This window comes from Rhizobium sp. LC145 (genome assembly GCF_001005825.1).
GTDB lineage: Bacteria > Pseudomonadota > Alphaproteobacteria > Rhizobiales > Rhizobiaceae > Neorhizobium.
Map to the genome: position 1 here is coordinate 57,726 of NZ_LBHV01000003.1, position 26,784 is coordinate 84,509.

General features: G+C 62.3%; 26 protein-coding genes. 12 read left to right on the forward strand and 14 right to left on the reverse strand.

Annotation, left to right across the window (positions count from 1 at the left end):
• Positions 1 to 4 precede the first annotated feature (4 nt).
• The 4 genes from YH62_RS08570 to YH62_RS08585 form a co-directional block, all read right to left on the reverse strand.
• Complete coding sequence (locus YH62_RS08570; RefSeq protein WP_046793797.1) at positions 5 to 502, reverse strand: TRAP transporter small permease subunit; 498 nt, start codon at positions 500 to 502, stop codon at positions 5 to 7.
• A 31-nt stretch (positions 503 to 533) separates the two neighbouring features.
• Positions 534 to 1,523, reverse strand: a complete 990-nt coding sequence (locus YH62_RS08575; protein ID WP_082118304.1) for a C4-dicarboxylate TRAP transporter substrate-binding protein — start codon at positions 1,521 to 1,523, stop codon at positions 534 to 536.
• A 97-nt stretch (positions 1,524 to 1,620) separates the two neighbouring features.
• Positions 1,621 to 2,709 carry an Ldh family oxidoreductase gene (locus YH62_RS08580; protein ID WP_046793798.1) on the reverse strand — a complete coding sequence of 363 codons (1,089 nt, stop codon included), beginning with the start codon at positions 2,707 to 2,709 and terminating at the stop codon, positions 1,621 to 1,623.
• Positions 2,706 to 3,449: an SDR family oxidoreductase gene (locus YH62_RS08585; RefSeq protein WP_046793799.1), complete on the reverse strand. Its 744-nt coding sequence runs from the start codon at positions 3,447 to 3,449 to the stop codon at positions 2,706 to 2,708. Before YH62_RS08585 ends, YH62_RS08580 begins: the two co-directional genes overlap by 4 nt.
• A gap of 248 nt (positions 3,450 to 3,697) precedes the next feature.
• Between YH62_RS08585 and YH62_RS08590 the strand changes: the two genes are divergently transcribed.
• From YH62_RS08590 to YH62_RS08615, 6 genes are all read left to right on the forward strand, one after another.
• A complete protein-coding gene (locus YH62_RS08590) occupies positions 3,698 to 4,723 on the forward strand; it encodes a GntR family transcriptional regulator (RefSeq protein WP_197082518.1) in 1,026 nt (341 codons plus the stop codon).
• Between the two features lie 158 nt (positions 4,724 to 4,881).
• Positions 4,882 to 5,292, forward strand: a complete 411-nt coding sequence (rbfA, locus tag YH62_RS08595; RefSeq protein ID WP_046793800.1) for a 30S ribosome-binding factor RbfA — start codon at positions 4,882 to 4,884, stop codon at positions 5,290 to 5,292.
• Positions 5,293 to 5,313: 21 nt separating this feature from the next.
• Positions 5,314 to 6,243 (forward strand): tRNA pseudouridine(55) synthase TruB, encoded by a 930-nt coding sequence (truB, locus tag YH62_RS08600; protein WP_046793801.1) that lies wholly within the window; start codon positions 5,314 to 5,316, stop codon positions 6,241 to 6,243.
• A 164-nt stretch (positions 6,244 to 6,407) separates the two neighbouring features.
• Positions 6,408 to 6,677, forward strand: a complete 270-nt coding sequence (gene rpsO / locus YH62_RS08605; protein WP_046793802.1) for a 30S ribosomal protein S15 — start codon at positions 6,408 to 6,410, stop codon at positions 6,675 to 6,677.
• Between the two features lie 326 nt (positions 6,678 to 7,003).
• Complete coding sequence (gene pnp / locus YH62_RS08610; protein WP_046793803.1) at positions 7,004 to 9,151, forward strand: polyribonucleotide nucleotidyltransferase; 2,148 nt, start codon at positions 7,004 to 7,006, stop codon at positions 9,149 to 9,151.
• Between the two features lie 85 nt (positions 9,152 to 9,236).
• Positions 9,237 to 10,244: a class I SAM-dependent methyltransferase gene (locus YH62_RS08615; RefSeq protein WP_046793804.1), complete on the forward strand. Its 1,008-nt coding sequence runs from the start codon at positions 9,237 to 9,239 to the stop codon at positions 10,242 to 10,244.
• A gap of 13 nt (positions 10,245 to 10,257) precedes the next feature.
• Here YH62_RS08615 and YH62_RS08620 read toward each other — a convergent pair whose 3' ends face one another.
• The 5 genes from YH62_RS08620 to fabA all read right to left on the reverse strand — a co-directional run bounded on the left by YH62_RS08620 (position 10,258) and on the right by fabA (position 14,561).
• Positions 10,258 to 10,500 (reverse strand): hypothetical protein, encoded by a 243-nt coding sequence (locus tag YH62_RS08620; RefSeq protein ID WP_046793805.1) that lies wholly within the window; start codon positions 10,498 to 10,500, stop codon positions 10,258 to 10,260.
• Between the two features lie 111 nt (positions 10,501 to 10,611).
• Complete coding sequence (locus YH62_RS08625) at positions 10,612 to 11,823, reverse strand: S8 family serine peptidase (RefSeq protein WP_046793806.1); 1,212 nt, start codon at positions 11,821 to 11,823, stop codon at positions 10,612 to 10,614.
• 147 nt (positions 11,824 to 11,970) lie between these two features.
• Positions 11,971 to 12,777, reverse strand: coding sequence for an enoyl-ACP reductase FabI (gene fabI / locus YH62_RS08630; RefSeq protein ID WP_046794295.1), 807 nt, complete (start codon positions 12,775 to 12,777; stop codon positions 11,971 to 11,973).
• 4 nt (positions 12,778 to 12,781) lie between these two features.
• Positions 12,782 to 14,005, reverse strand: coding sequence for a beta-ketoacyl-ACP synthase I (fabB, locus tag YH62_RS08635; RefSeq protein ID WP_046793807.1), 1,224 nt, complete (start codon positions 14,003 to 14,005; stop codon positions 12,782 to 12,784).
• Positions 14,006 to 14,045: 40 nt separating this feature from the next.
• Positions 14,046 to 14,561, reverse strand: coding sequence for a 3-hydroxyacyl-[acyl-carrier-protein] dehydratase FabA (gene fabA / locus YH62_RS08640; RefSeq protein WP_046793808.1), 516 nt, complete (start codon positions 14,559 to 14,561; stop codon positions 14,046 to 14,048).
• Positions 14,562 to 14,858: 297 nt separating this feature from the next.
• On the opposite strand from fabA, the gene irrA reads away from it, so the two are divergent.
• Positions 14,859 to 15,275, forward strand: a complete 417-nt coding sequence (gene irrA / locus YH62_RS08645; RefSeq protein ID WP_046793809.1) for an iron response transcriptional regulator IrrA — start codon at positions 14,859 to 14,861, stop codon at positions 15,273 to 15,275.
• A 6-nt stretch (positions 15,276 to 15,281) separates the two neighbouring features.
• On the opposite strand, the gene YH62_RS08650 is transcribed toward irrA, so the two are convergent.
• The gene (locus YH62_RS08650; protein ID WP_046793810.1) at positions 15,282 to 15,932 is read right to left on the reverse strand and encodes a trimeric intracellular cation channel family protein; all 651 of its coding nucleotides are present in this window, start codon (positions 15,930 to 15,932) and stop codon (positions 15,282 to 15,284) included.
• 118 nt (positions 15,933 to 16,050) lie between these two features.
• Here YH62_RS08650 and YH62_RS08655 point away from each other — a divergent pair, with 118 nt between their 5' ends.
• Positions 16,051 to 16,533, forward strand: coding sequence for a hypothetical protein (locus YH62_RS08655; protein ID WP_046793811.1), 483 nt, complete (start codon positions 16,051 to 16,053; stop codon positions 16,531 to 16,533).
• 4 nt (positions 16,534 to 16,537) lie between these two features.
• On the opposite strand, the gene YH62_RS08660 is transcribed toward YH62_RS08655, so the two are convergent.
• Genes YH62_RS08660 through YH62_RS08670 form a run of 3 tightly spaced genes read right to left on the reverse strand, consistent with a single transcriptional unit; the run spans position 16,538 to position 22,215 of the window.
• On the reverse strand, positions 16,538 to 17,326 hold the full coding sequence (locus YH62_RS08660) for a YdcF family protein (protein ID WP_046793812.1): 789 nt from the start codon (positions 17,324 to 17,326) through the stop codon (positions 16,538 to 16,540).
• Between the two features lie 49 nt (positions 17,327 to 17,375).
• Positions 17,376 to 18,581, reverse strand: coding sequence for a TIGR03862 family flavoprotein (locus YH62_RS08665; RefSeq protein ID WP_046793813.1), 1,206 nt, complete (start codon positions 18,579 to 18,581; stop codon positions 17,376 to 17,378).
• Positions 18,582 to 18,600: 19 nt separating this feature from the next.
• Positions 18,601 to 22,215 (reverse strand): hydantoinase B/oxoprolinase family protein, encoded by a 3,615-nt coding sequence (locus YH62_RS08670; RefSeq protein ID WP_046793814.1) that lies wholly within the window; start codon positions 22,213 to 22,215, stop codon positions 18,601 to 18,603.
• A 199-nt stretch (positions 22,216 to 22,414) separates the two neighbouring features.
• Between YH62_RS08670 and YH62_RS08675 the strand changes: the two genes are divergently transcribed.
• From YH62_RS08675 to YH62_RS08690, 4 genes are read left to right on the forward strand one after another with little or no spacing between them, the layout of a single operon-like run.
• Complete coding sequence (locus tag YH62_RS08675; RefSeq protein ID WP_046793815.1) at positions 22,415 to 22,999, forward strand: TRAP transporter small permease; 585 nt, start codon at positions 22,415 to 22,417, stop codon at positions 22,997 to 22,999.
• A gap of 3 nt (positions 23,000 to 23,002) precedes the next feature.
• Positions 23,003 to 24,316, forward strand: coding sequence for a TRAP transporter large permease subunit (locus YH62_RS08680; protein WP_046793816.1), 1,314 nt, complete (start codon positions 23,003 to 23,005; stop codon positions 24,314 to 24,316).
• A 29-nt stretch (positions 24,317 to 24,345) separates the two neighbouring features.
• The gene (locus tag YH62_RS08685; protein WP_046793817.1) at positions 24,346 to 25,326 is read left to right on the forward strand and encodes a TRAP transporter substrate-binding protein; all 981 of its coding nucleotides are present in this window, start codon (positions 24,346 to 24,348) and stop codon (positions 25,324 to 25,326) included.
• Between the two features lie 57 nt (positions 25,327 to 25,383).
• Complete coding sequence (locus tag YH62_RS08690; RefSeq protein WP_046793818.1) at positions 25,384 to 25,902, forward strand: winged helix DNA-binding protein; 519 nt, start codon at positions 25,384 to 25,386, stop codon at positions 25,900 to 25,902.
• A 6-nt stretch (positions 25,903 to 25,908) separates the two neighbouring features.
• On the opposite strand, the gene YH62_RS08695 is transcribed toward YH62_RS08690, so the two are convergent.
• Positions 25,909 to 26,733: an alpha/beta hydrolase gene (locus tag YH62_RS08695; RefSeq protein WP_046793819.1), complete on the reverse strand. Its 825-nt coding sequence runs from the start codon at positions 26,731 to 26,733 to the stop codon at positions 25,909 to 25,911.
• Between the last annotated feature and the right edge of the window lie 51 nt (positions 26,734 to 26,784).

Below are 26,784 nucleotides of genomic sequence, written 5' to 3' on the forward strand. Positions count from 1 at the left end.
GGCGTCACGGTCCCGAAACGGAGGGATGGGCGGCGGGCACTTCGCCGCGATGCAGATCGACGAGCTTGAGGATCGTGGTCATCAGGAGCAGCAGCCCGCCGAAGGGCAGGCTGGCGCTGATCCAGGAATAGCTGATGCTAGGGATTCCCATGAAGCTGCGGGCCCGGCTCGTCCACGCAAGCTGCGTTCCATAGATGACGATGAACAGCAGGAAAGCGATCAGAATCAGGTAGTTGATGTAGATCAGGATGCGCTGGGCATTGGTCGGCAGGCGCTCGGTGAGGAGTTCTATCGACATCAGGCTGTCGCGCCGCCAGGCGATGTCGGCGCATATGAAGCAGGCCCAGGCGAAGAAGCAGGTCGCGAAATCGATGGTCCAGTTGAGCGGGTGGGCTGCAAGCCGGGCAAGCCCTCCCAGGAAGATCAGCAGGACCATCAGGATCAACAATGTCCCCGCCGCCACCGCTTCGAATTTTCCGATCGCTTCATGGATCCGTCGCATGAGCTTGTTCCTGTCGCCGGGACGATGAGGGTTACCTGCCGAGTTCGGCCTGCACGGCGTTCCTGGCTTCCGTGATGCCGAGCGTTTCGTAGGCTTTCTCACCGGTTTTTTTGAAAGCTTCGAGATCGACGTCGGAGACCACTTCCATGCCCTTGCTCTGCAGGTCTGCCTTGATCGTGTCGGCCATCTCGGCGATCTTCTGCGAGGTCTCTCGTCCGGCGGTCCTGCATTCCTCAACGAGCGCCGTCTGGAACTCCGGCGGCAGCGTATCGAACCATTGCGAACTAACAACCTGGAAGTTGATCAGCATGATGTGCTTCGTCTCGTTGGCGTATTTCAGCACTTCGTAGAAACGGCCGCCCGGAATGTTCGCATAGACGAGCTCGACGCCGTCGATCGCCTGCTGCTGCAGCGCCGGATACATGTCTCCAAAGGCCATGGCGGTGGGGGCGGCACCCAGCGCTCGGACCGATTCCTGCCAGATCGGTGCGGGCGGCGTGCGGATGCGCAGGCCGGAGAGGTCTTCGGGTTTGCGGATCGGCTTGTTGGTGAAGAAGTGGCGGAAGCCCTGCACCCAGTCGAAGCAGACCACCTTCAATCCATGCTGCGCGGCAAGCTCCTCCTGCCATTTGGCAAGCGTCGGGGATTCGGAAAGCTTCCAGACATCTTCGAGCGAATCGACGAAATATGGGCCGTTCATCACCGCGATGCTCGGCACGTAGTTGCCGAGCCGGGCGGAATCGGTGTTCTGGCCGACATTGGCGCCCTGGCGGATCTGTTCGATGATGTCCTCCTCGACACCGAGCTGGGCGCTGTGGAAGACCTCCATCTTCAGCCCGCCATTGGTACGCTCCTCGACGCGCTTCGCCCAATTCATGAAACCTTCGTGGAAGGGTTCGCTCGGCGCGAGCACATGGTTGAAGCGCAGCGTGAATTCCTGTGCCGCGGCGGATGCTGCTCCGAGCGCGGCGAGGCTTGCGGCCGCCAGAAGCGGCAGAATTCCCTTGGCAATCATGCGCATGCTTTCCTCCTCCTCTATCGTTCACGACACGGGATATCCCGTGTTCCTGATCGCGACGCCGTGGCCGGCACTCCCCCTTGGCCGGCCACGGCGGACATCAGGCCGCAAAGGGCGGCACGACGTCGAAACGGCTTGCGAAATTCCTGAACGCCTCGCACGTGGCGGGATCGAGCGGAACGCCCGTTCTCTCGCGTTCGGCGGCCACGGCCCATTCCCGGTCTCCCGGTGCCATCACCTTGAGCCCCTCTCTGGCCGGCGAGGCGCGCAGCATGTCGAGATATCGCTTCATGCCGGCCTGGAAGACTTCCTCGCCGACGAAAGCGCCGGGTTTCAGCGCCATCACGAAGGCGCCAAGCTCGCGCGGGGTCGAAATGTCCGGACCGTTCATCGGCAGGATGTCGAAGCTGAGCCGCATTCCTGAAAAGACGGCGCTTAGTATCTCCGCAAGGCCGCCGAGCCCCGCGCCCTTGAAGCCGAACTCGCCGCCGACGGGCGCCAGCATCTCCACGAGCGCCGGATCGCGGGTGTCGTTACCGTCCACATCGGAGGCGACGCCCTGCGGCAGTTCGCGTCCGAGGCTGCGGTAAAGCTGGACCCGGTTATAGGGGATCGCGCTGGTCGCCATGTCCAGAAGCCAGGGATTGTCGCCCGTGACCGGCACTGCAAAGGCGATCGGATTGGTGCCGTGGAAGCGCATTGCGCCGTCGTGCAGGCGCACGAAACTGTCGGAATTGCAGAAGGCGAGACCGGCATGACCCTTCATGGCGGCATCCATTGCAAATGCGCCGGCCGGGCCGAAATGCGAGCTGTTGCGGATCGAGACCGCGCCGATGCCGAATTTCCCCGCAAGCTCGACGGCATGTTCCATGGCGCGATAGGCGGCAAGCGCGCCATGGCCGTGGTCCGCGTCGAGGGATGCGACTGCGCCGAAGGATTGCACGATCCGAACATCCGGGCGTTTGTTGACGCGGCCGCCCTCCATCACCGTCACGTAATGATTGAGAAGGCGCACGCCGTGGCTGTCGACGCCAAGGCGTGAGCCGTGCATCATCGCCCGCGTCGCGGCATCCGCCGTTACCGCATCCGCGCCGATCGCCTCGAAGACCTGCCGGCAGAAGCGGTCGACCGCCTCCAGGGGGGCATGGATCACTCCATCTTCGGCGGGAGGGTGGGCGGCAAGCTTCATAGGGTCTGTCCTCCATCGACGACGAGAACATGGCCCGTCATGAATGCGTTTTCGTCACTGGCGAGGAAGACGGCGGCTGCGGCCATTTCCTCCACCTTTCCGAGCCTGCCCATCGGCTGGCGGGAAATGAAGGTGCGCCGCATCTCGTCCGGATCGTCGGCGAGATCGATGCGGTTCTGGAGAGAGGGCGAAAGCGTCGTGCCGGGGCAGAGCGCGTTCACCCGCACGCCGCTCGCGATCACGTCGCGCGCGGCGGCCTTGGTGAGCCCGATCACGGCCGCCTTGCTGGCGCCGTAGGCCGCACGGTTCGCCACGCCGGTGATGCTGGAGGCGACCGAGGCGACATTGACGATCGCTCCGCTGCCGCGTCTCACCATTTGCGGCAGCACTGCCTTCATGGTGCGGAACACCGTGGTCGCATTCTGCTCGATGCTCCTCTGCCAGTCCTGCTCGTCGCAATCGAGGATGGAGCCGTTGTGCACCCAGCCGGCGCAGTTGACGAGAATGTCGATATGTCCGGCATCGTCCACGCTGGAGCGCACGGAAGCGCCATCGGTAACGTCGAGCTGCATGATCTGGATGCGTAGAGAGATGTCCGGCAGATCGGCCATCTTCGAGAGCGTGCGGCTGGTCGCGACCACCTCGGCGCCTTCTTCCGCAAAGGCGATCGCAATGGCCCGGCCAATTCCTTGGCCTGCCCCGGTCACGAAGGCGCGCTTGTTTGCCAGGCGATCCGCCATTCCCTCCTCCAAGGGAGCCGCTCTCTTTGCGGTCAAAACGTCTTATGTGTACACTATACGCCGCGTGCCATTTGGCAAGCGGTTTTTGGGTGACAAGTCAGGAGGGCGGCTTACCCACGCGAATTGAACGCATTCGATGGAACTGTTATTTTGATCCGTGCGGATATTGAAAAAGCAATGAACGAAGGCGCTATGTCGCCCTCCGGGACAAAATCGGAATGGCCGGGATGGTGCAGCGGGGAGGGAATATGGCCGCAAGCCGAATGCCCGGTGCGGAGCGGCAGGGACCGAAGGTGCCGGGCGGCACGGTTCCGCGCCTCTACCAGCAGGTCTTCGATATTCTGGCAGGACAGATTGCCCAGGGTGCCCTTGGGCCGGGCGCTCGCCTCAGCGAATCCTCGGTTGCCGAACAGTTCGGCATCAGCCGGGCGCCGGCGCGCCAGGCGCTGGCGGAGCTCGAACGGCAAGGCTTACTCGAAAAGTCCTCGGGCCGCGGCTATTCGGTTCATCGCGCCGCCGCGCCGCCCGCTTCAACCGAAGCTGCGCCCTTAGCGGAGGCGGGTGACGACCTGCGCCTGACCCAGCTTTCGAGCTGGGAACGTATCTATGGCGAGGTGGAAAGCGAGATCGCCGCCCGCTGCTCCTTTGCCGGATGGCGGGTAAACGAGACCGAGCTCGCCCGCTTCTACGACGTCAGCCGTACCGTGGCGCGTGATGTCGTCGGCCGGCTGCAGCAGCGTGGCGTCGTACGCAAGGACGATCGAGCCCGCTGGATCGCGCCGGCCATGACGCCGGATCATGTAGGCGAGCTCTACGAACTGCGCTGGCTTCTGGAGCCGGTCGCGCTGGAAAAGGCGGCACCCTATCTGCCGGATGGCTTTCTCGCTGGCATGCGCAGCCACCTGGAAGAGGCGATCGCCAATGCCGGAGAGCTGGCCGGCCCCGATCTCGACCGGCTGGAGCAGGAGCTGCACGTCACGCTTCTCGGCTATTGCGGCAATCGCACGCTGATGCAGGCGGTCAGCCTGCCGCAGGCGCTTCTGGTGGCTCACAGCTTCCTCTATCGCTGGATGCCGCGGCTGTTCGGCGCCGAGCCCTTCCTGCCGGAGCACATGGAGGTCGTGGAGCGGCTGGAGGCGGGACGGGTGGCGGAAGCCGCCCAATCGTTGAAGCGGCATCTGCAGGTCTCGCGTGAACGCGCCATCGACCGGATCGGTCGGGTGACGCGGGAAATGCAGCCTGACGATTTGCCCTATCTCGAAAAACTCGACTGACGGACCATATTGCCCGGTATGGGGATCGTGTGGAGATAAAGGCGCGTCGCGCGCCTTGACCTTTGCCCGCTCCTGGGTCATTTGACCGCCTTTGCTTGACGAAGCGCCCGATCCGGGACGATCCCCGGCATCGAAGGCGCCTAAGAAGAGAAACAACAATGGCCAAAGCAACCTCCTCGGCGCCCTCCCAGCGCATGCTTCGCGTTGGCGAACAGGTACGCGCCGCCGTCACGCAGGTTCTGCAGCGAGGCGAAGTGCGAGACGAACTTCTCGAAAAGACGGTTGTCTCCGTCTCGGAAGTCCGCATGTCGCCTGATCTCAAGATTGCCACCGCCTATGTGGCGCCCCTCGGGCTTCCCGACCACAAGGCCGTCATCGACGCGCTGAACCGCAATGCGAAATTCATCCGGGGGCGGATCGGCGGTCATCTCCGGCAGATGAAATATATGCCGGAAATCCGGTTTCGCGACGATACCAGCTTCGACAATTACAGGAAGATCGATGAACTTCTGCGATCCCCTGAAGTGAGCCGCGATCTCGGCGAAAAATCCGCTGAAGACGAAGAATAAGAAGACGACAAGAAGAGAAGAATGTCCAAACCAAGGAAGCCCAAGGGCCGCCCGATTTCCGGCTGGCTGATCCTCGACAAGCCGGTGGATTTCGGCTCGACCGAAGCCGTCTCCAAGATCAAATGGCTGTTCAACGCCCAGAAGGCCGGACATGCCGGCACCCTCGATCCTCTGGCCTCCGGCATGCTGCCGATTGCGCTGGGCGACGCGACGAAAACCGTTCCCTACGTCATGGACGGTCGTAAGGTCTACGAATTCACCGTGACCTGGGGCGAGGAACGCACGACCGACGACCTCGAAGGCGAGGTGACGGTGACATCTGAACTGCGGCCGGACGAAGAGGCGATCCGCGCCCTTCTGCCGAAGTATACCGGCACGATTTCGCAGGTGCCGCCGCAGTTCTCGGCTATCAAGATCGCCGGCGAGCGCGCCTATGATCTGGCTCGCGACGGCGAAGCGGTGGAGATCCCCTCCCGTGAGGTCGAAATCTACCGCCTGACGCTTCTCGCCGTCACGGGAGATAGCGCCCATTTCGAGGTGGAATGCGGCAAGGGCACCTATGTGCGGGCCTTGGCGCGCGATTTCGGAAGGGATCTCGGTTGCGGCGGCCATATCTCCGAGCTGCGCCGTACCTTCGTCGCTCCCTTTGCGGAAGAGAGGATGGTGCCGCTTTCCGAACTGACGGCGCTGGAAGAGATCGAAGACCGGGAGGAGCGCCTGGCCGCCCTCGACGCTTTCCTGATCGACACGGCCGAGGCGCTTTCCAATCTGCCGCATCTCAAGGTGACGGACGACCAGGCCTACCGGCTGAGGATGGGCAATCCGATTATTCTGCTCGGCCGCGATGCGCCGCTCGCCGAAGCGGAGGCCTATGCCACCGCCCGAGGAAAGCTGGTCGCCATCGGCGAGATCGGCCAGGGAGAGTTCCGGCCGAAGCGGGTTTTCGGCTGATCGGTGCCCGGAATATCGCCTCTTCCCATTGCATGCTGAATGGTTTATAGGCAGCGCCAGTAAAAGGGCTGCCTTCAGGCGCTGCTTTTGCATTCACGGCCAAGGCTGGACGACATCCCGGCCTTTTGGCGACCCATAATCCTCATGAAAGAAAGGATAGTCCGATGTCGATCACTGTCGAGCGCAAGGCTGAGCTTATCAAGGAATACGCAACCGTAGAAGGCGACACCGGTTCTCCGGAAGTTCAGGTCGCGATTCTGACGGAGCGGATCAACAATCTCACCGAGCACTTCAAGGACCACAAGAAGGACAATCACTCCCGTCGTGGCCTGCTGAAGCTCGTTTCCAGCCGTCGCTCGCTTCTTGATTACCTCAAGAAGAAGGACGAAGGCCGTTACACCAAGCTGATCGCCAGCCTGGGTATCCGCCGCTAAGATTTCTCCGGCGGGCGCCGTCCCCGGCGCCCGCCGGACTGCTTTTCGGGCCTGCCCGATGAAATGTTTTCGACCACACCGCCTTTATAGGTGTGGTCAACGCCGGCAGACCCGGATGGGCCGGATCTGTCAACCAACCGCTGGCCTGTCATGGGGCAGGATTGCCGGATGCTTTGGCTGTAGCCTCAAGGGCACTGGCCCGATCTTGCAAGATCGCAACGCAAAGCCTCCCGTTGTCTTGCCCATGATATGTCACACTGATTGCGGTCGACCATGCGCTGCGTCCTTTCGGCGAAGACGTGTGCTCCCGCATTGAAGGACAAGACATGTTCAATACGCATTCTGTCGAAATCGAATGGGCAGGCCGCCCGCTGAAGCTGGAAACGGGCAAGATCGCCCGCCAGGCTGACGGCGCGGTGCTGGCCACCTACGGCGAGACCGTCGTGCTCGCTACCGTCGTTTCCGCCAAGGCTCCGAAGCCCGGCCAGGACTTCTTCCCCTTGACGGTCAACTATCAGGAAAAGACCTACGCGGCCGGCAAGATCCCGGGCGGCTACTTCAAGCGCGAGGGCCGTCCGTCGGAAAACGAAACCCTCGTTTCCCGTCTGATCGACCGTCCGATCCGCCCGCTCTTCCCGGAAGGCTACAAGAACGACACGCAGGTTGTCGTCACCGTCGTCCAGCATGACCTTGAAAACAATCCGGACGTTCTGGCAATGGTTGCGACCTCTGCAGCGCTGACGCTCTCCGGCGTTCCGTTCATGGGCCCCGTCGGCGGCGCCCGCGTCGGCTACATCAACGGCGAATACGTGCTCAACCCGCATCTCGACGAGATGGACGAGTCGAGCCTCGACCTCGTCGTGGCCGGTACGGGTGATGCGGTTCTGATGGTCGAGTCGGAAGCCAAGGAACTCAACGAAGAAGTCATGCTCGGCGCCGTCATGTTCGGCCACCGTGGTTTCCAGCCGGTCATCGATGCGATCATCAAGCTCGCCGAAGTCGCCGCCAAGGAGCCCCGCGACTTTCGGCCGGAAGACTATTCCGCCCTTGAAGCCGAAATGCTCCAGCACTTCGAAGCCGAGCTTCGCGAAGCCTACAAGATCACCCAGAAGGCCGATCGCTACGCTGCCGTCGATGCCGTCAAGGCAAAGGTCAAGGCGCATTTCTTCCCGGAGGAAGGCGAAGCGAAGTACACTGCCGAGGAAGTCGGCGCCATCTTCAAGCATCTGCAGGCGAAGATCGTTCGCTGGAACATTCTCGATACCAAGAGCCGCATCGACGGCCGTGATCTCGAGACCGTCCGTCCGATCGTCTCGGAAGTCGGCCTCCTGCCGCGCACCCACGGTTCTGCCCTCTTCACCCGCGGCGAGACCCAGGCGATCGTTGTCGCCACGCTTGGCACCGGCGAAGACGAGCAGTACGTCGACAGCCTGACGGGCATGTACAAGGAGCGCTTCCTGCTCCACTACAACTTCCCTCCCTATTCGGTTGGTGAAACCGGCCGCATGGGTTCGCCGGGCCGCCGCGAAATCGGTCACGGCAAGCTCGCATGGCGCGCTATCCGCCCGATGCTGCCGACCGCCGAGCAGTTCCCCTATACGCTGCGTGTCGTTTCGGAAATCACCGAGTCCAACGGCTCGTCTTCGATGGCGACCGTCTGCGGCACCTCGCTCGCACTGATGGACGCCGGCGTTCCGCTGGCCAAGCCGGTTGCCGGCATCGCCATGGGCCTCATCCTCGAAGGTGAGCGTTTCGCCGTTCTCTCCGACATCCTCGGCGACGAAGACCACCTCGGCGACATGGACTTCAAGGTAGCGGGTACTGCCGACGGCATCACCTCGCTGCAGATGGACATCAAGATCGCCGGTATCACCGAAGAGATCATGAAGGTCGCACTCAGCCAGGCACAGGGTGGCCGCAAGCACATCCTCGGTGAGATGGCCAACGCTCTTTCCGAAAGCCGCGGCCAGCTCGGCGAATTTGCACCGCGTATCGAAGTGATGAACATCCCGGTCGATAAGATCCGCGAAGTCATCGGTTCGGGCGGCAAGGTCATCCGCGAGATCGTCGAGAAGACCGGCGCCAAGATCAACATCGAAGACGACGGCACCGTCAAGATCGCCTCCTCTTCCGCCAAGGAGATCGAAGCGGCCCGCAAGTGGATCCACTCCATCGTCGCCGAGCCGGAAGTCGGTCAGATCTATGAAGGTACGGTCGTCAAGACCGCCGATTTCGGCGCCTTCGTGAACTTCTTCGGCGCCCGCGACGGCCTCGTCCACATCTCTCAGCTCGCCTCCGAGCGCGTTGCCAAGACCACCGATGTGGTCAAGGAAGGCGACAAGGTCTGGGTCAAGCTGATGGGCTTCGACGAGCGCGGCAAGGTCCGTCTGTCCATGAAGGTCGTAGACCAGGCCACCGGCCAGGAAATCGCCCAGGAGAAGAAGAAGGCTGACGACGGCGAAGCCGCCGAGTAAGCCTGCCTCTTCACGACAAGAATAGGGGCGCGGAAGTTATTTCCGCGCCTTTTCCATATCAGGAAGCTTAACCCATCGAGACCCCATGAGCCGAGACGCCCTCAAGACCCTGTTCCATCCCTTCGCCACGGAAGTGGTCCCGATGCCCGGAGAGGGCGAGCGTGTGATCTTTCTCGGCGCGGAAGGTGGTCATCCCTTTCCGGAGGGCTTTGCCGCTGAGGTGACTGCCGTTCAGCCGTTCCGACCGCTGTTCCGCGGCCTGCGCGAAGGCGCGTTCCCTGAGGCTGAGGGCGACGGCTATGATGTTGGGCTGGTCCTCTGCGGCAAACATCGCGGCGAGAACGAGAACCGCGTTGCGGAAGCGCTGGAACGCGTCAGAGCAGGCGGTATGATTGTGATCGCCGGGGGCAAGGAAGATGGCATCCAGCCGCTGAGGAATACGCTTCTGAAGCTCGGTATCGAACTCGATTACACGCCGAAGTACCACGGTGTCGCGATCTGGTTCGCACGGCCGGAGAATGTCGAGGCGGCCGTCACGGCTTTGAAGAAATCATCGGACGTGATCGAGGCCCGCTACGAGGCTGCACCCGGCATGTTCTCGCATGATCGCGTCGATGCCGGCTCCGAACTGCTCGCAGGCCGCCTGCCGACGGATTTCGACGGCAATGCCGCCGATTTCGGCGCCGGTTGGGGCTATCTCTCGGTCATGCTGGCGGAGAAATCTCCGCGAGTGAACCGCATCGATCTCTATGAAGCGGATCATCGGGCGCTGGAGTTCGCGAAGAAGAATCTCGCCCGCAACTGCCCGGATCTGCATGCGCGTTTCTTCTGGCACGACCTGGGCGGCGAGCCGGTAAGGGAAAAATATGACCTTATCGTCATGAATCCTCCCTTTCACGAGGCGCAAGCCGCCGATCCGGAACTTGGCAGAGCGATGATCCGCGCTGCCGCTTCCGCTCTCAGGGGCGGGGGGCGTCTATTGCTGGTGGCCAATCGGGGCCTTCCTTACGAGCCGGTGCTTGCGAGCGAATTCCGCGAGCATGGAGAAACCTGCCGCAATGCCCGCTTCAAGGTATTGTGGGCGAAGCGCTGAGGCTGAGATAGCTCTACTGCGGCGTGGAAGGATCGAATGTCGGAAGCTGGAAGTCCTCGCAGGGCCGTATCTCTTCGACGCCGGGAATCTGCTGCAATCGCTCGAGCGTTGCCTGATCGGCGCAGCCGAAGATCGCGCCGATCTCCGATACGACTTGCCTGACCTCGAAGCCGCGGGCGCTTGCCGCCTCGGCGATCGAGTTCGTCTGCGTGAGATGCGTCTCGTCGACGACGATGGAATAGTACAAGCTTTTCATGGCGATAGGCTTTCCGCCCCGTATCGGGTGATCAGGATGCCCGAATTTCATGCGACGAGGCGTGAAACCACGCTCGCCTCCATGCCAATATAGCCCCTCTGCGGTAGGCATTCAAACTTGTCGTTGGCCGCCCCGTGTCTTCGGCGCCTGCACGAGGCCAGAACCGACGTCGCGGCTTTCCAGGGCCAGAGCTTTTGCATTCTGCTGCAGGGCCGACCAGAGCGCACTGCCGCGCAGCGACGGGTCCGATTGCGCCCAGAGCGCCGCCACGCCGGCAACATGCGGGCAGGCCATGCTGGTGCCCATCAGGGTCCGGTATTTCTGCGGAAGGGGAACGCTCGAGAAGATGCCGACGCCGGGAGCTGCGATATCGACCTCGCCGCCCTCGGGATTGACGCCGCCGGAGGAAAACGATGCCACGTCGAGAGCTCCGTCGACCGCTCCGACTGCGAGGATGCTTGGCGCATTGGCCGGGCTTGCGACCGGGGCGATGAAGCCCAGGCTACGGTTGCTTTCGTTGCCGGCAGCCGCGACGATGAGGCTGCCATTTCTGAGCGCGAGCTTTCCGATCCGCTCGTAGAGAAGACTGTGGCGTTCACCTGGCCTCACCGGGCCGCCGACAGACATCGAGATGACTTCGCACTTCTGGCCGATCGCCCAGTTCATTCCGTTGATGATATCGCCTTCGGTCCCGAAACCTCGATTGTTGAGGATCTTGCCGACGAAGAGGCTCGCATCGGGCGCCACACCGTAGCGGGGAACGCCTGGATCGACCGCCTTGCCTGCCGCTGTTCCGGCGCAATGGGTGCCGTGGCCCTGCTGATCGTTTACCGTTTCGCCGGCGACGAAGCTCTGCGTGACGATGGTGCGCTCCGCAAAATCGGGATGCTTCAGATCGATTCCTGTATCGAGAACGGCGATCTTGATGCCTTCCCCGGTAAGGGAGGTCTCATGTGCGCCGACAGCCGCTATGCCCCATGTCGAATCCTGACTGTCGACGTACTGCTGCTGGAGGAAGACGAAGAATTCCGGCCGGGCTTCGAGGATCGCTTCCTCGTTGACGAGCTCGATCATCCTGGATGCATGCCGCGCCGCAATTGCGCGAGGAATGAAGGCGGTCTGCAATTCGGGGAAAAACGTCACCTTGTCCGCGGAGATGGCGGCGTTTTCTTGCCCGCCGAATGTGCTGACGCTGACCTCAGATTCCGTCTGCCGCTCCATGATACGGACGCAGTCCGCTAGGTCGGCATCGTCGCGCAGCGCGACGATCATCGCTCCCGTCGCTATCGGACGCTGGTTTTCCAATACGGGACTTGTCACCATCGCCACACTCCATTGTCACAGCGTTTCCATTTAGCGTTGAAACGCGTTGAGCCAAGGGTGGCTAAAACGGCCGAAGCCGCCAAGTGCGAGATGTTGCACTCCTGTGAACCGGGAAGCCCGCCGAAGCGGGCATCTCCTCACGCCGGTTTATTCCGCGTCGGCGTGGCGCAGCCGCTCAAGCGTCGGCAGCGAGGTTATGTTGTAGCCCGCATCCACATAGTGGATTTCACCGGTCACGCCATTCGATAGGCCGGAGAGAAGGTAGAGCGCCGAGCCGCCGATATCCTCGATTGTCGCCGTGCGGCGCAGCGGTGCGTTCTTCTGGTTCCAGGAGTACATGGCCCGCGCATCGGAAATGCCCGCGCCCGCGAGGGTGCGGACCGGACCGGCGGAAATCGCGTTGACGCGGATATTGTTCGGACCGTAATCGGCTGCCAGATAGCGTACCGAAGATTCGAGCGCCGCCTTGGCAACGCCCATGACGTTATAGTTCGGGATGACCCGCACCGAACCGCCATAGGTGAGGGTCAGCATCGACCCGCCATCCGTCATCAGATCCGCGGCGCGCTTGGCGACTTCCGTGAACGAGAAGCAGGAGATCACCATGGTCCGGCTGAAGTTCGCGCGCGTGGTGTCCGCGTAGAGACCCTTCAGCTCGTTCTTGTCCGAAAAGCCGATCGCGTGCACCAGAAAATCGAGCTTGCCCCAGCGCTCCTTGATGGAAGCGAAGGTGGCATCGACGGACGCGATGTCCTCGACATCGCAGGGCAGGACGAAATCCGAGCCCAGTTCGGCGGCAAGCGGCTTCACGCGTTTGCCGAGCGCCTCGCCCTGAAAGGTGAAGGCGAGTTCTGCGCCCTGCGCGGCGACGGCCTTCGAAATGCCCCAGGCGATGGAATGATTGTTGGCGACCCCCATGATGAGGCCGCGCTTGCCCTGCATAAGTCCCGTCATCGAGTTAACCATTGAAGCGCTGGAAGACGAGGGTGGCATTGGTGCCGCCGAAGCCGAAGGAGTTGGAGAGGATGGTGTCGATCTTGGCATCGTCGATGCGCTTGCGGACGATCGGGACACCGTCGAATTCCGGATCGAGGTTTTCGATATGGGCGCTTTCGCCGATGAAGCGCTCCTGCATCATCAGCAAGCCGTAGATCGATTCCTGCACGCCCGCCGCGCCGAGCGAATGGCCGGTCAGCGACTTTGTCGATTGAATATGGGGAACCTTGGTCCCGAAAACTTGGCGGATGGCGCCGATTTCCTTGCTGTCACCCACCGGCGTCGAGGTGCCGTGCGTGTTGATGTAGTCGATCTCGCCCTTGACGGTCGAAAGCGCCTGCCGCATGCAGCGCACCGCGCCTTCGCCCGACGGAGCTACCATGTCGTAGCCGTCCGAGGTCGCGCCATAGCCGGTGATTTCGGCGTAGATCTTCGCGCCGCGTGCCTTGGCATGTTCCAGTTCCTCGAGGACGAGCACGCCCGCGCCGCCGGCGATGACGAAGCCGTCCCGATCGACGTCATAGGCGCGAGAGGCCTTTTCCGCCTGGTCGTTGTACTTGGTGGACATGGCGCCCATGGCATCGAAGAGGTTCGACATGGTCCAGTCGAGGTCCTCGTGTCCGCCGGCGAACATCACGTCCTGCTTGCCCCATTGGATCATTTCAGCGGCATTGCCGATGCAATGGGCCGAGGTGGAGCAGGCCGAGGAGATGGAATAATTGACGCCGTGGATCTTGAACCAGGTGGCGAGCGTGGCCGAAGCCGTCGAGGACATGGCCTTCGGCACGGCGAAGGGCCCGATCCGCTTCGGGCTGTTGTTCTTGATGGTGATGTCGGCAGCTTCGATCAGCGTGCGGGTGGAAGGCCCGCCCGAACCCATGATGATGCCGGTGCGCTCGTTCTCGCTGTAGTCCTTCTCCTCCAGGCCGGAATCGGCGATCGCCTGTTTCATGGCGACATGGTTCCAGGCGCCGCCTTGCGACAGGAAGCGCATGGCGCGTCGATCGACCAGGTCGGTCGGATCGAGCGTCGGCCTGCCCCAGACCTGGCACTTGAAGCCGTGCTCGGCGAAATCCGGCGAGAAGGAAATGCCGGATTTCGTGTGGCGCAGGGATTCGGTGACTTCAGCGGCGTCGCTTCCGATGGAGGAAACGATACCGAGACCTGTAACAACTACCCGTCTCATTTCTCGGACCTTTTGACTGTTGCGGTTGGACAGGGGCCGGTCAGGCCACCTTGTCTTTCGACAGACCCACGCGAAGATCGGTCGCCTGATAAATGGTTTCGCCGTCTGCCTTCAGCCAGCCGTCGGCGGTACCCAGCACCAGGCGACCACGCATGACGCGCTTGAAGTCGATGCCGTATTCCAGCAGCTTCGTATGCGGACGGACCATGCCCTTGAACTTCACTTCGCCGGTCGAAAGCGCCATGCCGCGGCCTTCTTCACCCAGCCAGCCGAGGAAGAAACCGGTCAACTGCCACATGCCGTCCAGGCCAAGGCAGCCCGGCATGATCGGGTTGCCTTCGAAATGGCAAGGGAAATACCAGTCTTCGGGACGCACGTCGTATTCGGCGCGAAGATAGCCCTTGTCGAAGGCACCGCCCGTTTCCGATATATCCGTGATTCGGTGTACCATCAGCATGGGCGGCAGGGGCAACTGCGCATTGCCAGGTCCGAACAGTTCGCCATGTGCACAGGCGAGGAGTTCTTCGTAGGTGAAGCTGGACTGTCTGGTTTCCATTAAATTTCCTGTACCCCCTCTTGCCGTCGCCCCGAAGCTTTAGAGCAAGATCGGCAGAAAATGAAGCTCGACGATAGCCAGGCTCCACCCGAAGGGCGGGGCGGAGACCTTGCCCACTCAGGTCCGCATATAGGAAGCCATCGATGCAAACCAGAGGCAAAGTGCCCAAATAACGCGTTTTTAGCCGCCGCCGGCCCGAGCTGCCCCTTGCGAACTATTGAAAGCGCCTGCCGTAAAAGTTATATCCGAAAGTCAAGATACAACGTAACCCTCGGGATTCAGGAGCTCACCGGCACTATGGCAGAAGCCGCCACCGACATCGAGACGAGACTGCGCGATTGCGGGCTGCGTCCGACGCGTCAGCGCGTAGCGCTTGCCGATCTCCTGTTCGCGAAGGGAGACCGCCACCTGACGGTCGAGGAGCTCCATGAGGAGGCTCAATCGGCCGGCGTTCCGGTTTCGCTGGCGACGGTCTACAACACGCTGCATCAGTTTACCGAAGCCGGTATGATCAGAGTGCTCGCCGTCGAGAGCGCCAAGACCTATTTCGACACCAATGTTTCCGATCACCACCATTTCTTCGTGGAGGGCCGAAACGAGGTGCTCGATATTCCCGTCAGCAATATCGCGATCGGAAATCTGCCTGAGGCTCCCGAGGGCATGGAAATAGCCCATGTGGACGTCATCATCCGCCTGAGGGAAAAAAGGGCCTGACGGTCCTTACCTATCCCGGTTCTTCAATGAATCCTCCGGAAGTCTTCCGGGCCGCGGCTTGTAGCGCGGCAAGGTCCAGCCGTAGTGGATCGCGCCGCCGCGTAGCCCGAATGCGACCGTGACTCCCAGCGCCAAGCTTAGATATTCCGGTAGGCCAAGCGCCTGGCCGGCTGTGAAGCCGCATGCGCCGGCAAGCGCCGCGGTGATATAGATTTCCGGCCGAAGCAGCACGGAAGGCTCGTGGGCAATGAGATCGCGCATGATGCCGCCGAAAGTCGCGGTGAGCGCTCCCATGATAATGGCGATGGTCGTGGAGCCGGTGGCGGCAAGTCCTTTGTCCGCGCCAATGACGCTGTAGGCGGCAAGCCCCACGGCATCGAGCCAGATCAGCAGCCGATAGCGTGACTCTACCCGATGGGCCGTGAAGAACAGGAGGATACCTATCAGCACACAGACGAGGATATGGGTGGGATCGTCCACCCAGAATACCGGATTTAAGCCGAGCACAAGATCGCGCACGGTTCCGCCGCCGAGCCCGGTCATGGCCGCGAAGAACAGAAAGCCGATGAGATCGAGCTGTTTTCGAGAAGCTGCGAGCGCGCCCGTCGCGGCGAAGACAGCAATCCCCGCATAATCGAGAACCGTCAGCAGGAACATTTCAGTCTCCCTTCCAAACGCGAGCAAGCGTCGCGCAAGTGCGCGGCCGTAGCATACGCATCGCCAGCCATGCCCGTCATCCGGGGCGGCCAGCTTTAAACAGATGAAATTTCGAGGAATGACCGCCGTGAAGAAGTTTTTGGTCGTCGCCCTGTACCTGGCCGCGCTCGTCTTCGTTCCTGCCAGCTCATTTGCCCAGCAGCAGTTGCTGAGCGATCCGGAAATCTACGAGAAGGATCACTTCCGCCAGCAATGCGGGACGGCCGATTTCGGCCCCGATTTCATCAGGCGCTTCGACATCAACAACGATGGCATTATCGATGCGGTGGCCAATCATGCCGAACTCACCTGCAACGGCGCGAAAGGCTCTGCCTGCGATGAGGACGGCTGCCCCTATAATTTCTATCTTCAGGCCAAGGAGGGCGGCTACTTCATGATCGCCACAGCCCGGATCTACGGCTACGACTTCGTCAAATATTTCGGCAACATGGTTTTCATGTTGAAGATGCACCCGCGTTTTTGCGACCGGACCGACACGGAGCCCTGCGTGATGCGCGTTCGTGTTCGCGGCGGCCGCTTCGTCACCATCTCCAAGAAGTGAGACCTCAGCGCGGGAAGATCTGGTCGATGCGGCCGGTCAGGTAATAGGCGAGAAGTCCGATCCATTCGCGCATGGCGGTCGCGGTGAGTTGCGCATTGGATGTCGGTTGGGTGAAATCGGGCGAAAGCGTCGCGATGCCGCTTGTGCGGTAATCGGTCGGCCAGGGAGTGACCGATATGCCCGCCTTGCGGAAGAGACCCATCGCCCGCGGCATATGGAAGGCGGAGGTCACGAGCAGGCAATCGCTCAAGTCCTCCCGCGCCAGCAGTTCCGAGGTCTGTCGCGTGTTCTCGTAGGTCGTGCGCGACGCGTTCTCCTTGACGAGCCGGTCGGGCGAGATGCCGAAGGCGGCGAAGAAGCGTTCAGAGGCTTCCGATTCACCCTCGTACTCGCCGCTGAGCGATCCGTCGCCGCCCGAAACCAGGATACGGGCCTGCGGATATTTGAGCGCAAGCCGCAATGTCTCGACGTAACGATCGGCGGCCTGGTTGAATTCCGTGCCGCCGCGGGAGGTTGTCACCTCGTTTTCGAGCGCTCCGCCGAGCACAATGATGCAGGAAAGCTCGGCGGGATCGGCGGATGGCTTTGCAAAGCGGTTTTCCAGAACCTGAAGGGCGACCGCCCCGCTGGTCGTATAGAGTGTCACGAAGAGCACGAGTGCTGCCAGCAGCGATGCGGCGCCGGAGAATTTACGCCAGCCGAAAAAGCCGAGAAGGGCGGCAAGAACGGCAAGCAGGAATGCGATCGAGAGCGGCTGGGCGACGAGCCAGAAGATTTTCGAGATCAGGAACATGGCCGCCTGTGTCGCAGCCGGATACAGCCGATGTCAATGTGGCCGCCTATCACCGTCGTGCGAGCCATGCCGCTATTCCGCGCGCCGCCGCACGCCCGGTGGCGAAACAGGCGGTGAGCAGATAGCCGCCGGTCGGCGCCTCCCAATCCAGCATCTCGCCGGCGGCAAAGAGGCCGGGCATGGCTTTCAGCATGTAGTTTTCGTCAATTTCGCTCCAGGCCACGCCACCGGCAGACGAAATGGCTTCCGCGATCGGACGGGGGCGAAGGAGTGGGATCGGCAGAGCCTTGATGAGTTTCGCGAGTTCTTCCGGGGGCATGCGATTGGCATCGGACACAAGCTCGCGCAGAAGAGCGGCCTTCACGCCTTCCAGCCCCGTCCGCTTGCGCAGCCGGTTGGAAAAGCTCGCCTTGGTATCCTGCCGCGCGAGATCGCGTTGAATGCGCTCGACGGTGCGCCCTGGCATCAGGTCGAGAAGGAGCGAGGCCTGACCTCGCTCCGAAAGGCAATCGCGCAGCGCCGCCGAATGGGCGTAGACCAGGCTTCCCTCGACGCCATGCCTCGAGATCACGAATTCGCCCTGAAAGGTGCCCGCATTCGAAGTTGCGGCGACGGATTTCAGCGGTTCGCCGGCAAATCGTTCCCGGAACGTCTCGCTCCAGGCGACATCGAAGCCGCAATTGGCGGGCTCGAGATCGCGGACCGCAATATCCTTTTCCCGGAGCCGGCCTACCCAGGCGGCATCCGAGCCCAGCTTCGGCCAGCTCGCGCCGCCGAGCGCGAGAAGCGTCGCATCCGGTCGCATGGTGATCTCACCGCCCGGCGTCTCGAAACGATAGCTGTTTCCGTCGAAACCGACCCAGCGATGACGGGTTTTCAGCGCCACGCCCTGGGCCTCCAGCCGCTTCAGCCATGCCCGCAGCAGCGGCGAAGCCTTCATGGCTTTCGGAAAGACGCGGCCGGACGTGCCGACGAAGGTTTCCGTGCCGAGGCCGGCGGCCCATTCCCGCACGTCGCTTGGGGTAAATGCCTCGAGGGAGGGCCGCAGACGCTCAGAAGCCTTGCCGAAGCGCTCGGCGAATTTCAAGAACTCTTCCGAATGCGTGATGTTGAGCCCGGATTTTCCCGCGAGCAGGAATTTCCGCCCGAAGGTCGGCATCGCCTCGTAAACGGTGACGCCGAGGCCGGCGGCGGAAAGCACCTCCGCCGCCATCAGTCCCGCCGGGCCTCCGCCGATGATCGCAACCTGTTTCATGCCTTCCGGTTACGGCAGATCAAGCGATTTTGCCATAGCCCCCTGCCGTCGGCGTCTGGACTGTAACAGCCTCGCCCGCTTCGATGACGGTCTGGGCGCAGCCGCCGAGCTCTTCGAACGTACCGTCGAGGCGCCGCACGGTGGTCCGGCCCAGCTCTCCTGCTTCGCCGCCCGCCAGCCCGTGCGGGCGGATCGTCCGGTGTGAGGAAAGAATGGCGCAATCCATCCTTTCCAGAAAGCGGATCGTGCGTTTCGTGCCGTTGCCGGCGGCGAATTCCCCCCTGCCGCCCGAATTTTCCCGGATATGGAAATCTTCCAGCAGCACTGGGTAGCGCGTCTCGAGAATTTCCGGATCGGTGAGGCGCGAATTGGTCATGTGAACGTGCACGGCATCCGTGCCGGCAAACCCCGTCCCGTCGTTGAATTGGCCGGCCGGCGAGCCCGAGCACAGCGTTTCGTAATACTGGTAGATCTCGTTGCCGAAGGTCAGATTGTTCATGGTTCCCTGGCTGGCGGCCAGAGAGCCGAGCGCGCCGAACAGTGCATTGGTCACATGCTGGCTGGTCTCCACATTCCCGGCGACGACGGCGGCCGGATATTGCGGCTTCAGCATCGATCCTTCAGGCACGATGATGCGGATAGGTCTCAGGCAACCGGCGTTCATGGGAATCGAGCTTTCCACCATGACGCGGAAGACATAGAGCACGGCGGCGCGTGTGACGGGTTCCGGCGCATTGAAGTTGTTCTTCTGCTGCGGGCTCGTGCCGGTGAAATCGACGGTAGCCTCGCGCCTTTCGCGATCAACGCTGATCTTGACCTTGATCGTGCTGCCTTGGTCAGTGGAGTAGGAAAACTCCGCATCGCTCAGTTTCTCGATGACGCGACGGACGCTCTCTTCCGCATTATCCTGCACATGCCCCATATAGGCCTGCACCACGTCGAGGCCGAATTGCGCTATCATCTTGCGCATCTCGTATACGCCCTTCTCGTTGGCGGCGATCTGGGCGCGCAAGTCCGCGACGTTCTGGGCGACGTTGCGGGCCGGGTAGGGATGCTCGGAAAGGAGTTTCGTGATGCTCGCCTCGTCGAAACGGCCTTGGTCCACGAGCAGCACGTTGTCGAAGAGCACGCCCTCTTCATCCACTGTCGTGGCGAGCGGGGTCATCGAGCCCGGTGCAGTACCGCCGACATCCGCATGGTGGCCACGCGAGGCGACGTAGAAGAGGATGTCCTTGCCCCCACCATCGAACACTGGCGTCACGACGGTAATATCCGGCAGATGCGTGCCGCCGTTGTAGGGCGCATTCAGCGCGAAGACATCGCCGGGGCGAATCCTGCCCTTATTGGCGGCGATGACCGTCTCCACCGAACGGTCCATGGAGCCGAGATGCACCGGCATATGCGGCGCGTTCGCCACCAGCGCGCCACTGGCGTCAAAGACCGCGCAGGAGAAATCGAGCCGTTCCTTGATGTTGACCGAGGAGGCGGTGTTCTGCAGCGTCACGCCCATCTGCTCGGCGATCGACATGAAGAGATTGTTGAAGACCTCCAGCAGCACCGGATCGGCCTCTGTACCGATCGGCTTGGCGCGGGAAAGCGCCGCCACGCGGTTCAGCACGACATGATTGAGCCTGGTGATCTCGAAGGCCCAGCCGTCCTCCACCACGATCGTCTGGTGCGGTTCGATGATGAGGCATGGCCCGCTCGCGCGGGCACCGGGCTTGATGCCGCTTCGCTTGTAGACCGGCGCTTCGCGCCACGCGCCGCCGGAGAAGAATTTCGTCTCCTCCGCTGCGGCCGGTGCCGACGTTTCGAGCGGGAATTCCGGCTCGGCGGAATCGGCGCCGCCGCCGATCGCCTCGACTTCGTAAGCCTCGAAGATGATCTCGCGGTTCTCGAATATGAAGCCGAACTGCTTTCTATGCGCAGTCTCGAAGGCTGCGGTCATTTCGGCGGGGCTGCTCAAGGTGACGGGCAGGGTCGTGTCCGTGCCCTGATAGCGCAGATGCGCCCGGTGCAGAACGTCGGTATCGGCTTCGGAAACGCCTTGGCTTGTCATCTCTACCAGAACGCTGGCGGTAAGTTCCTCGCGGATCGGGACAAGCGTTTCGAGTGCTTCCGCCAGTCCTTCGGAGATGGTGCGCTGGCGGGTGGCGCGGATATCGGCGAGCCCCATGCCATAAGCTGAAAGAATGCCTGAGAACGGATGGATCAGCACGGTCGATATGCCGAGCGCATCGGCCGTCAGGCAGGCATGCTGGCCACCGGCGCCGCCAAAGGAGGTGAGCACATATTGGGTCACGTCGTAGCCGCGCTGCACGCTGATCTTCTTCACCGCGTTGGCCATGTTCTCCACAGCGATGGCGAGAAAACCGTCGGCCACCTCTTCCGGCGTGCGGCCGTCGCCGATCACCTTCGCCATCTCCTCGAAGGCGGCCCGTACTGCGTCCGCATCGAGCGGCTGGTCGCGGTTCGGACCGAAAATCGACGGAAAGAGCTCCGGCGAGAGCTTGCCGAGCATGACGTTGGCGTCGGTGACGGTGAGCGGCCCGCCGCGACGATAGGCCTTCGGCCCCGGATTGGCGCCCGCCGAGTCAGGCCCGACGCGGAAGCGGCCATTTTCGAAATGCAGGATCGAGCCGCCGCCGGCTGCGACCGTATGGATCGACATCATCGGCGCGCGCATGCGCACGCCGGCGACTTCCGTTTCGAAGGACCGCTCTAGCTCGCCGTCGTAATGGGAGACATCCGTCGACGTGCCGCCCATGTCGAAGCCGATCATGCGTTCGAAGCCGGCAAGTCGGGAGGTTTCGACAGCGCCGACCACGCCGCCGGCCGGACCCGAGAGGATCGCATCCTTGCCCTGGAAGAGGCGCGCGGCGGTAAGCCCGCCCGAGGATTGCATGAACATCAGTTGCGGGCCGTTCTCTTCGTCGGCACCGAGTTCGCCCGCCACCTGGTCGACGTAGCGCCGCAGTATCGATGAGAGATAGGCGTCGACAACCGTCGTATCGCCCCGGCCGACCAGTTTGATGAGCGGCGAAACCTCATGACTGACGGAGACCTGGGTATAGCCGATCTCGCGGGCGATGCGGGCGACGAGCTGTTCATGAGCCGGGTAGCGGTAGGCATGTATGAAGACGATGGCGACCGCGCGAAGGCCGGCGTCGAACTGCTGTTGCAACTCCTTGCGGATTGCCGCCTCCTCAGGGGCGGCTTCCACCGTGCCGTCGGCGCGCATGCGCTCGTCTACCTCGACGACAGCGGAATAGAGTAGTTCCGGTTTGATGATCTTCTTGGCGAAGATATCGGCGCGCGCCTGATAGCCGATAGCCAGCGCATCGCGGAAGCCGCGGGTAGTCACGAGCAGCGTCCGTTCGCCCTTGCGCTCGAGCAACGCATTGGTGGCGACGGTGGTGCCCATCTTCACCGCGCCGATGAGTTCGGATGGGATCGGCGCGCCCGCGGGTATGTCGAGCAGTTCGCGGATGCCATGCACGGCGGCATCCCGATAGGCTTCGGGATTTTCGGAAAGCACCTTGTGCGCGGTGAGCGATCCATCCGGCTTGCGTCCGACGACATCGGTAAAGGTGCCGCCGCGATCGATCCAGAAATCCCATTTGCCGCTGCTCATGTTCCGCCTCTTATTGGAAACCGTTTTGGCAACGAAAACAGTTCGTCGATAAAACGTCAATGTTTAGTTGACAGGAAAATGCCCATTGAAGCATCATGCCTGTCGAAAGGGCAAAAGGCCGTAAAGAGCCTGCCTGACAACGGCAACCGAGGGGAGCCGATCATGATCTTATGCCGTGCATGTGCCGGGAGGACGTCGCATGTCCTCCGTTGATCCGCGTCACAGCGTCCTGCCGGAATGGCTCCGAAAGTCGCTCGACGGCCTCTATCTCGTCTCCGGCTGGCTGGCCGGGCTTTTCCTGATTGCGATCTTTCTCATCATGCTGGCGCTTTCGGCCGGGCGTCCGCTCGGGATCGACGTGCCGGCGGGTGATGATTTCGCCTCCTGGTGCATGGCGGCAACCGCCTTCCTCGGCCTTGCGCATACGTTCCGATCCGGCGAGATGATCCGGGTCGGTCTGCTGATCGAGCGGATCAAAGGGCCCATGCGGCAAGTCATGGAAGTGGTCGCGCTGGCGATCGGCACCGCGGCCGTCATCTATTTCGCCTGGTACGCGGTCGACATGACGCGGACCTCGTTCCGCTTCAACGATCTGTCCCAGGGTGTCATCGCGGTTCCCTTGTGGATCCCTCAGCTCGGCTTCTGTGGAGGGCTTGTCATCCTGGCGATCGCCTTCGTGGATGAGCTTGTGCATGTGCTTTTCGGCGGCATGCCGCGATATGAGAAACCGGCGCCGGAAACCGCCGAGGAAGTCATCGAACGCGCCATCCAGAGCGGGGCATGATCGATGGGAACGCTGGAACTCGTTGAAATCGCGGGCATCGTTCTGTTTGCCCTGCTGGCGCTGCTGACGGGCGGTGTCTGGATAGGCATTGCGCTCCTGATCTGCGGCTGGATCGCCATGCTCTTCGTGCAGGGCATTCCGATCGGCGCGGTGCTTGCCACCAATTCCTGGAGCGGCAGCGCCTCCTGGTCGCTGGCAGCTCTTCCCCTGTTCATCTGGATGGGCGAAATCCTGTTTCGGACGCGGCTTTCGGAAGAGATGTTCCGCGGCCTGTCGCCCTGGCTCGGCTGGCTGCCGGGCCGGCTGATGCATGTGAACGTGCTGGGTTGCGGCCTGTTCGGCTCGATCTCCGGCTCCTCGGCGGCCACGACCGCGATGATCGCCAAGATCGCCCTGCCGGAATTGAAGAAGCGCGGCTATGACGAGATGGTGAGCCTCGGCTCGCTCGCCGGTGCCGGCACGCTCGGCATCCTCATTCCGCCGTCGATCACCATGGTCGTCTATGCCGTTGCGGCGAACGTCTCGATCATCCAGATATTCCTTGCGGGCTTCCTGCCGAGCTTGATCGTGATGGCGCTCTATTCCGGCTATATCGCCGTCTGGTCGCTCATGAACCCGGACAAGACGCCGCCCGCGCCGCCGAAGATGAGCTTCAGAGAGAAGCTGAAGGAGTCCGCAAACCTCATCCCGGTGGCCCTTCTCATTGCCTTGGTCTTCGCAACCCTGCTGCTCGGTTGGGCGACGGCAACCGAATGCGCCGCCTGGGGCGTGCTGGGATCGCTGGCGATCGCCGCATGGTCCCGTTCGCTGACCTGGAAATCCTTCTGGGACAGCGTCATGGGCGCGACCCGGCTCACCTGCATGATCATGCTGATCCTGACGGGCGCGGGCTTCATGTCGATCGCCATGGGCTATACCGGCATTCCGAACGCTCTCGCCTCCTGGGTGGAGAGTTTCGATCTCAGCCCCTATGCACTGATCGCCGTGCTGACGGTCATGTATATCCTGCTGGGTGCCGCCCTCGATGGCCTGTCGATGATCGTGCTGACGACGGTGGTGGTGCTGCCGATGATCCAGCAGGCGGGCTTCGATCTCATCTGGTTCGGCATCTTTCTGGTGCTGATCGTCGAGATGGCCGAGGTATCGCCGCCGGTCGGCTTTAACCTCTTCGTCCTGCAGACGATGAGCGGGCGTGATAGCCTGACGGTCGCGCGCGCCTCGCTGCCCTTCTTCTTCCTGCTTGTGGCGACGGTCGCCATCATCACGGTCTTCCCGGATATCGTGATGGTTCTGCCGAAAATGGCCTTCCCGGGTTAACTTGCAAAAAGGGGAATGAGATGAAACCGATGATTTCCAGCCTCGTTCGAACGGGGCTTGTCACCGCGGCGATCTTCGCCGCCGCAGGCTCCGCACTGGCGCAGACCACCTGGGTCCTGCCCTCGGCCTATCCGCCGGCGAACTACCATGTCCAGAACCTCAGCCAGTTCGCCTCGGACGTGGATGCGGCCACCAACGGCGCATTGAAGATCGCCGTCCATCCGAATGCCTCGCTCTTCAAGGCGCCCGATATCAAGCGCGCGGTGCAGACCGGCCAGGCTCAGGCCGGCGAAGTGCTGATCTCGCTGCACGAGAACGAGAACCCGGTTTTCGGCATCGATGTCGTGCCGTTCCTCGCCACCAGCTTCGAGCAGTCGAAGAAGCTTTGGGAGGCCTCCAAGCCGGCGATTGAAAAGGCGCTCGACGAGCAGGGCCTGAAGCTCCTTTATGCGACCCCTTGGCCGCCGCAGGGCATCTTCACCAAGAAGGAGCTGAACTCGGTCGACGATCTCGCCGGTCTCAAGTGGCGTGCCTATAATGTCGGCACCGCACGCATCGCCGAACTCGTCAACGCCCAGCCCGTGACAATCCAGGCAGCCGAGTTGCCTCAGGCGCTGGCAACGGGTGTCGTGGACGGCCTGATGACGTCGAGCGCGACCGGAGTCGACTCGAAAATCTGGGAGTCGCTGACCCATTACTACGACACTCAGGCCTGGATTCCGAAGAATGTCGTCTTCGTGAACAAGGAAGCTTTCGAGGCGCTTGATCCGGCCGTCCAGAAGGCCGTCATCGACGCTGCCGCCGCAGCGGAAACGCGCGGCTTCGGTCTCGGGGTCGAAAAGACAGCCGCCTATATGGATTCGTTGAAGCAGAACGGCATGCAGGTGGTCGCGCCGAGCGAGGAGCTGAAGACCGGCCTTGCCGAAGTCGGCGCCAAGCTCACCGAGGATTGGGCCGCCAAGGCCGGCGACGGGGGCAAGGCCATTCTGGACGCTTACAGCAAGATGTGATTTTGAGGCGCCGCGGCCGAAAGCCCGCGGCGCCCTCGTTTTTCCGGGAGGAGAGTCATGTCACCAAAGGATCAGTTCGGGCCGATCGTGTCCTCGGGACATCTGGCGAGCGGCGCATTGCCGGCTCTTTCCGAGATCGAGTTCGGGCTTATCATGTTGAACCATGCCTTCAGCCGCTGGATGGTGCGGTGCATGGCCGCCTCCGGCGTGCCGGACCTCTCTCCGGTGGATATCCTCGTGCTCCACAATATCAACAGCCGCAACAAACCCAAGACGCTCGCCGATATTTGCCTCGTGCTGAATATCGAGGACACCCATGTCGTGACCTACGCCCTGAAAAAGCTCGAGCGCCTGAAGCTCATCAAGTCCGGCCGGCGCGGCAAGGAAAAGCTGGTCAGTGTCACGGAGGCGGGCGCCGACGCTTGCGCCCGATACAAATCATTGCGTGAGGCATTGCTCGTCCGCTCGGTGCTCGCGACCGAGGTCTCCGCCGAGAGCCTTTCGGAAGTCGCCGCCCGGCTCAGGGCGCTCTCCGGCCATTACGACCAGGCCGCCCGCGCCGCCGCTTCGCTTTGAGGCACTTCAGGATAGCAGGGCGCCCACCATCGGGTGGCGCGGGTCGGCCAGGCCGTCGACGATGGTGAAGTGATGCTTATCGGGCTCCTCGACGTAATCCGTCTCGGCACCCAGTCCTTTCCAGATGTTGGCAAGAAGCGCGCTTTGTCGGATGAACTCCGAGCGCTCGGCGCCGCCGACCCAGCAGGTGAGCCGGACGCCGGACAGCGGCTCGAGAAGCGCCGGGCTTTCCCGCCAGGCTTCCTGCCGGTCGATCCTCAGGCTCTTGTTCATGCCGGTGTGTATCAGGGGCCTCAGATCATGCAGGCCCGATAGCGAAACCGTCTTGACGATGCGTTCCAGTACCGGCTCGGCGAGCGGCGAGGTCGTCGATATCATCCGCGTCACCAGCTGTCCGCCCGCCGAATGGCCGATGAGGCGGATCGGCCCGCCCACGATGGCCGAAGCCTCGGAAATCGCGGCGCCGATTTCGGCGGTGATGCCGGAAATGCGGATATCCGGACAGAGCGCATAGGAAGGCATCGCGACCGCATAACCATGTTCCACCGGCCCGCGCGCCAGATGAGATAGATAGCCCCGGTCGAGCCTCAGCCAGAAACCGCCATGCACGAAGACGACGAGGCCGACGGGATCGCCGACTGGAAGGAAGAGGTCGAGGCGGTTGCGCTCTCCTGGGCCGTAGGCGATGTCGAGCCTGGCCCGCCCGGTATCCATCAGCACGTCGCGATAATGCCGCGCGGGCTCGACCCAGAGCCCCGGCCAGCGCTCCCCACCGGGGATGTTCGGACCGTTGGCATAGGCATCGTTCCAGTCGGTTATGCGGTGGCGCATGCTTGATGCTCCTCGTCTTCTTCCGCAGGCATACTGGCACCGCAGCACGCT

Excerpts from the sequence above, each read along its gene's own strand:
- YH62_RS08625 (WP_046793806.1), bottom strand. The coding sequence starts at position 11,823 with ATGGTGACAAGTCCCGTATTGGAAAACCAGCGTCCGATAGCGACGGGA.
- YH62_RS08575 (WP_082118304.1), bottom strand. The coding sequence starts at position 1,523 with ATGCGCATGATTGCCAAGGGAATTCTGCCGCTTCTGGCGGCCGCAAGC.
- pnp (WP_046793803.1), top strand. The coding sequence starts at position 7,004 with ATGTTCAATACGCATTCTGTCGAAATCGAATGGGCAGGCCGCCCGCTG.
- YH62_RS08675 (WP_046793815.1), top strand. The coding sequence starts at position 22,415 with ATGTCCTCCGTTGATCCGCGTCACAGCGTCCTGCCGGAATGGCTCCGA.
- YH62_RS08585 (WP_046793799.1), bottom strand. The coding sequence starts at position 3,449 with ATGGCGGATCGCCTGGCAAACAAGCGCGCCTTCGTGACCGGGGCAGGC.
- YH62_RS08670 (WP_046793814.1), bottom strand. The coding sequence starts at position 22,215 with ATGAGCAGCGGCAAATGGGATTTCTGGATCGATCGCGGCGGCACCTTT.
- rpsO (WP_046793802.1), top strand. The coding sequence starts at position 6,408 with ATGTCGATCACTGTCGAGCGCAAGGCTGAGCTTATCAAGGAATACGCA.
- rbfA (WP_046793800.1), top strand. The coding sequence starts at position 4,882 with ATGGCCAAAGCAACCTCCTCGGCGCCCTCCCAGCGCATGCTTCGCGTT.
- fabA (WP_046793808.1), bottom strand. The coding sequence starts at position 14,561 with ATGGAAACCAGACAGTCCAGCTTCACCTACGAAGAACTCCTCGCCTGT.
- YH62_RS08570 (WP_046793797.1), bottom strand. The coding sequence starts at position 502 with ATGCGACGGATCCATGAAGCGATCGGAAAATTCGAAGCGGTGGCGGCG.
- irrA (WP_046793809.1), top strand. The coding sequence starts at position 14,859 with ATGGCAGAAGCCGCCACCGACATCGAGACGAGACTGCGCGATTGCGGG.
- YH62_RS08590 (WP_197082518.1), top strand. The coding sequence starts at position 3,698 with ATGGCCGCAAGCCGAATGCCCGGTGCGGAGCGGCAGGGACCGAAGGTG.
- YH62_RS08685 (WP_046793817.1), top strand. The coding sequence starts at position 24,346 with ATGATTTCCAGCCTCGTTCGAACGGGGCTTGTCACCGCGGCGATCTTC.
- YH62_RS08690 (WP_046793818.1), top strand. The coding sequence starts at position 25,384 with ATGTCACCAAAGGATCAGTTCGGGCCGATCGTGTCCTCGGGACATCTG.
- YH62_RS08650 (WP_046793810.1), bottom strand. The coding sequence starts at position 15,932 with ATGTTCCTGCTGACGGTTCTCGATTATGCGGGGATTGCTGTCTTCGCC.
- YH62_RS08620 (WP_046793805.1), bottom strand. The coding sequence starts at position 10,500 with ATGAAAAGCTTGTACTATTCCATCGTCGTCGACGAGACGCATCTCACG.
- YH62_RS08655 (WP_046793811.1), top strand. The coding sequence starts at position 16,051 with ATGACCGCCGTGAAGAAGTTTTTGGTCGTCGCCCTGTACCTGGCCGCG.
- fabI (WP_046794295.1), bottom strand. The coding sequence starts at position 12,777 with ATGACGGGACTTATGCAGGGCAAGCGCGGCCTCATCATGGGGGTCGCC.
- YH62_RS08660 (WP_046793812.1), bottom strand. The coding sequence starts at position 17,326 with ATGTTCCTGATCTCGAAAATCTTCTGGCTCGTCGCCCAGCCGCTCTCG.
- fabB (WP_046793807.1), bottom strand. The coding sequence starts at position 14,005 with ATGAGACGGGTAGTTGTTACAGGTCTCGGTATCGTTTCCTCCATCGGA.
- YH62_RS08695 (WP_046793819.1), bottom strand. The coding sequence starts at position 26,733 with ATGCGCCACCGCATAACCGACTGGAACGATGCCTATGCCAACGGTCCG.
- truB (WP_046793801.1), top strand. The coding sequence starts at position 5,314 with ATGTCCAAACCAAGGAAGCCCAAGGGCCGCCCGATTTCCGGCTGGCTG.
- YH62_RS08680 (WP_046793816.1), top strand. The coding sequence starts at position 23,003 with ATGGGAACGCTGGAACTCGTTGAAATCGCGGGCATCGTTCTGTTTGCC.
- YH62_RS08615 (WP_046793804.1), top strand. The coding sequence starts at position 9,237 with ATGAGCCGAGACGCCCTCAAGACCCTGTTCCATCCCTTCGCCACGGAA.
- YH62_RS08580 (WP_046793798.1), bottom strand. The coding sequence starts at position 2,709 with ATGAAGCTTGCCGCCCACCCTCCCGCCGAAGATGGAGTGATCCATGCC.
- YH62_RS08665 (WP_046793813.1), bottom strand. The coding sequence starts at position 18,581 with ATGAAACAGGTTGCGATCATCGGCGGAGGCCCGGCGGGACTGATGGCG.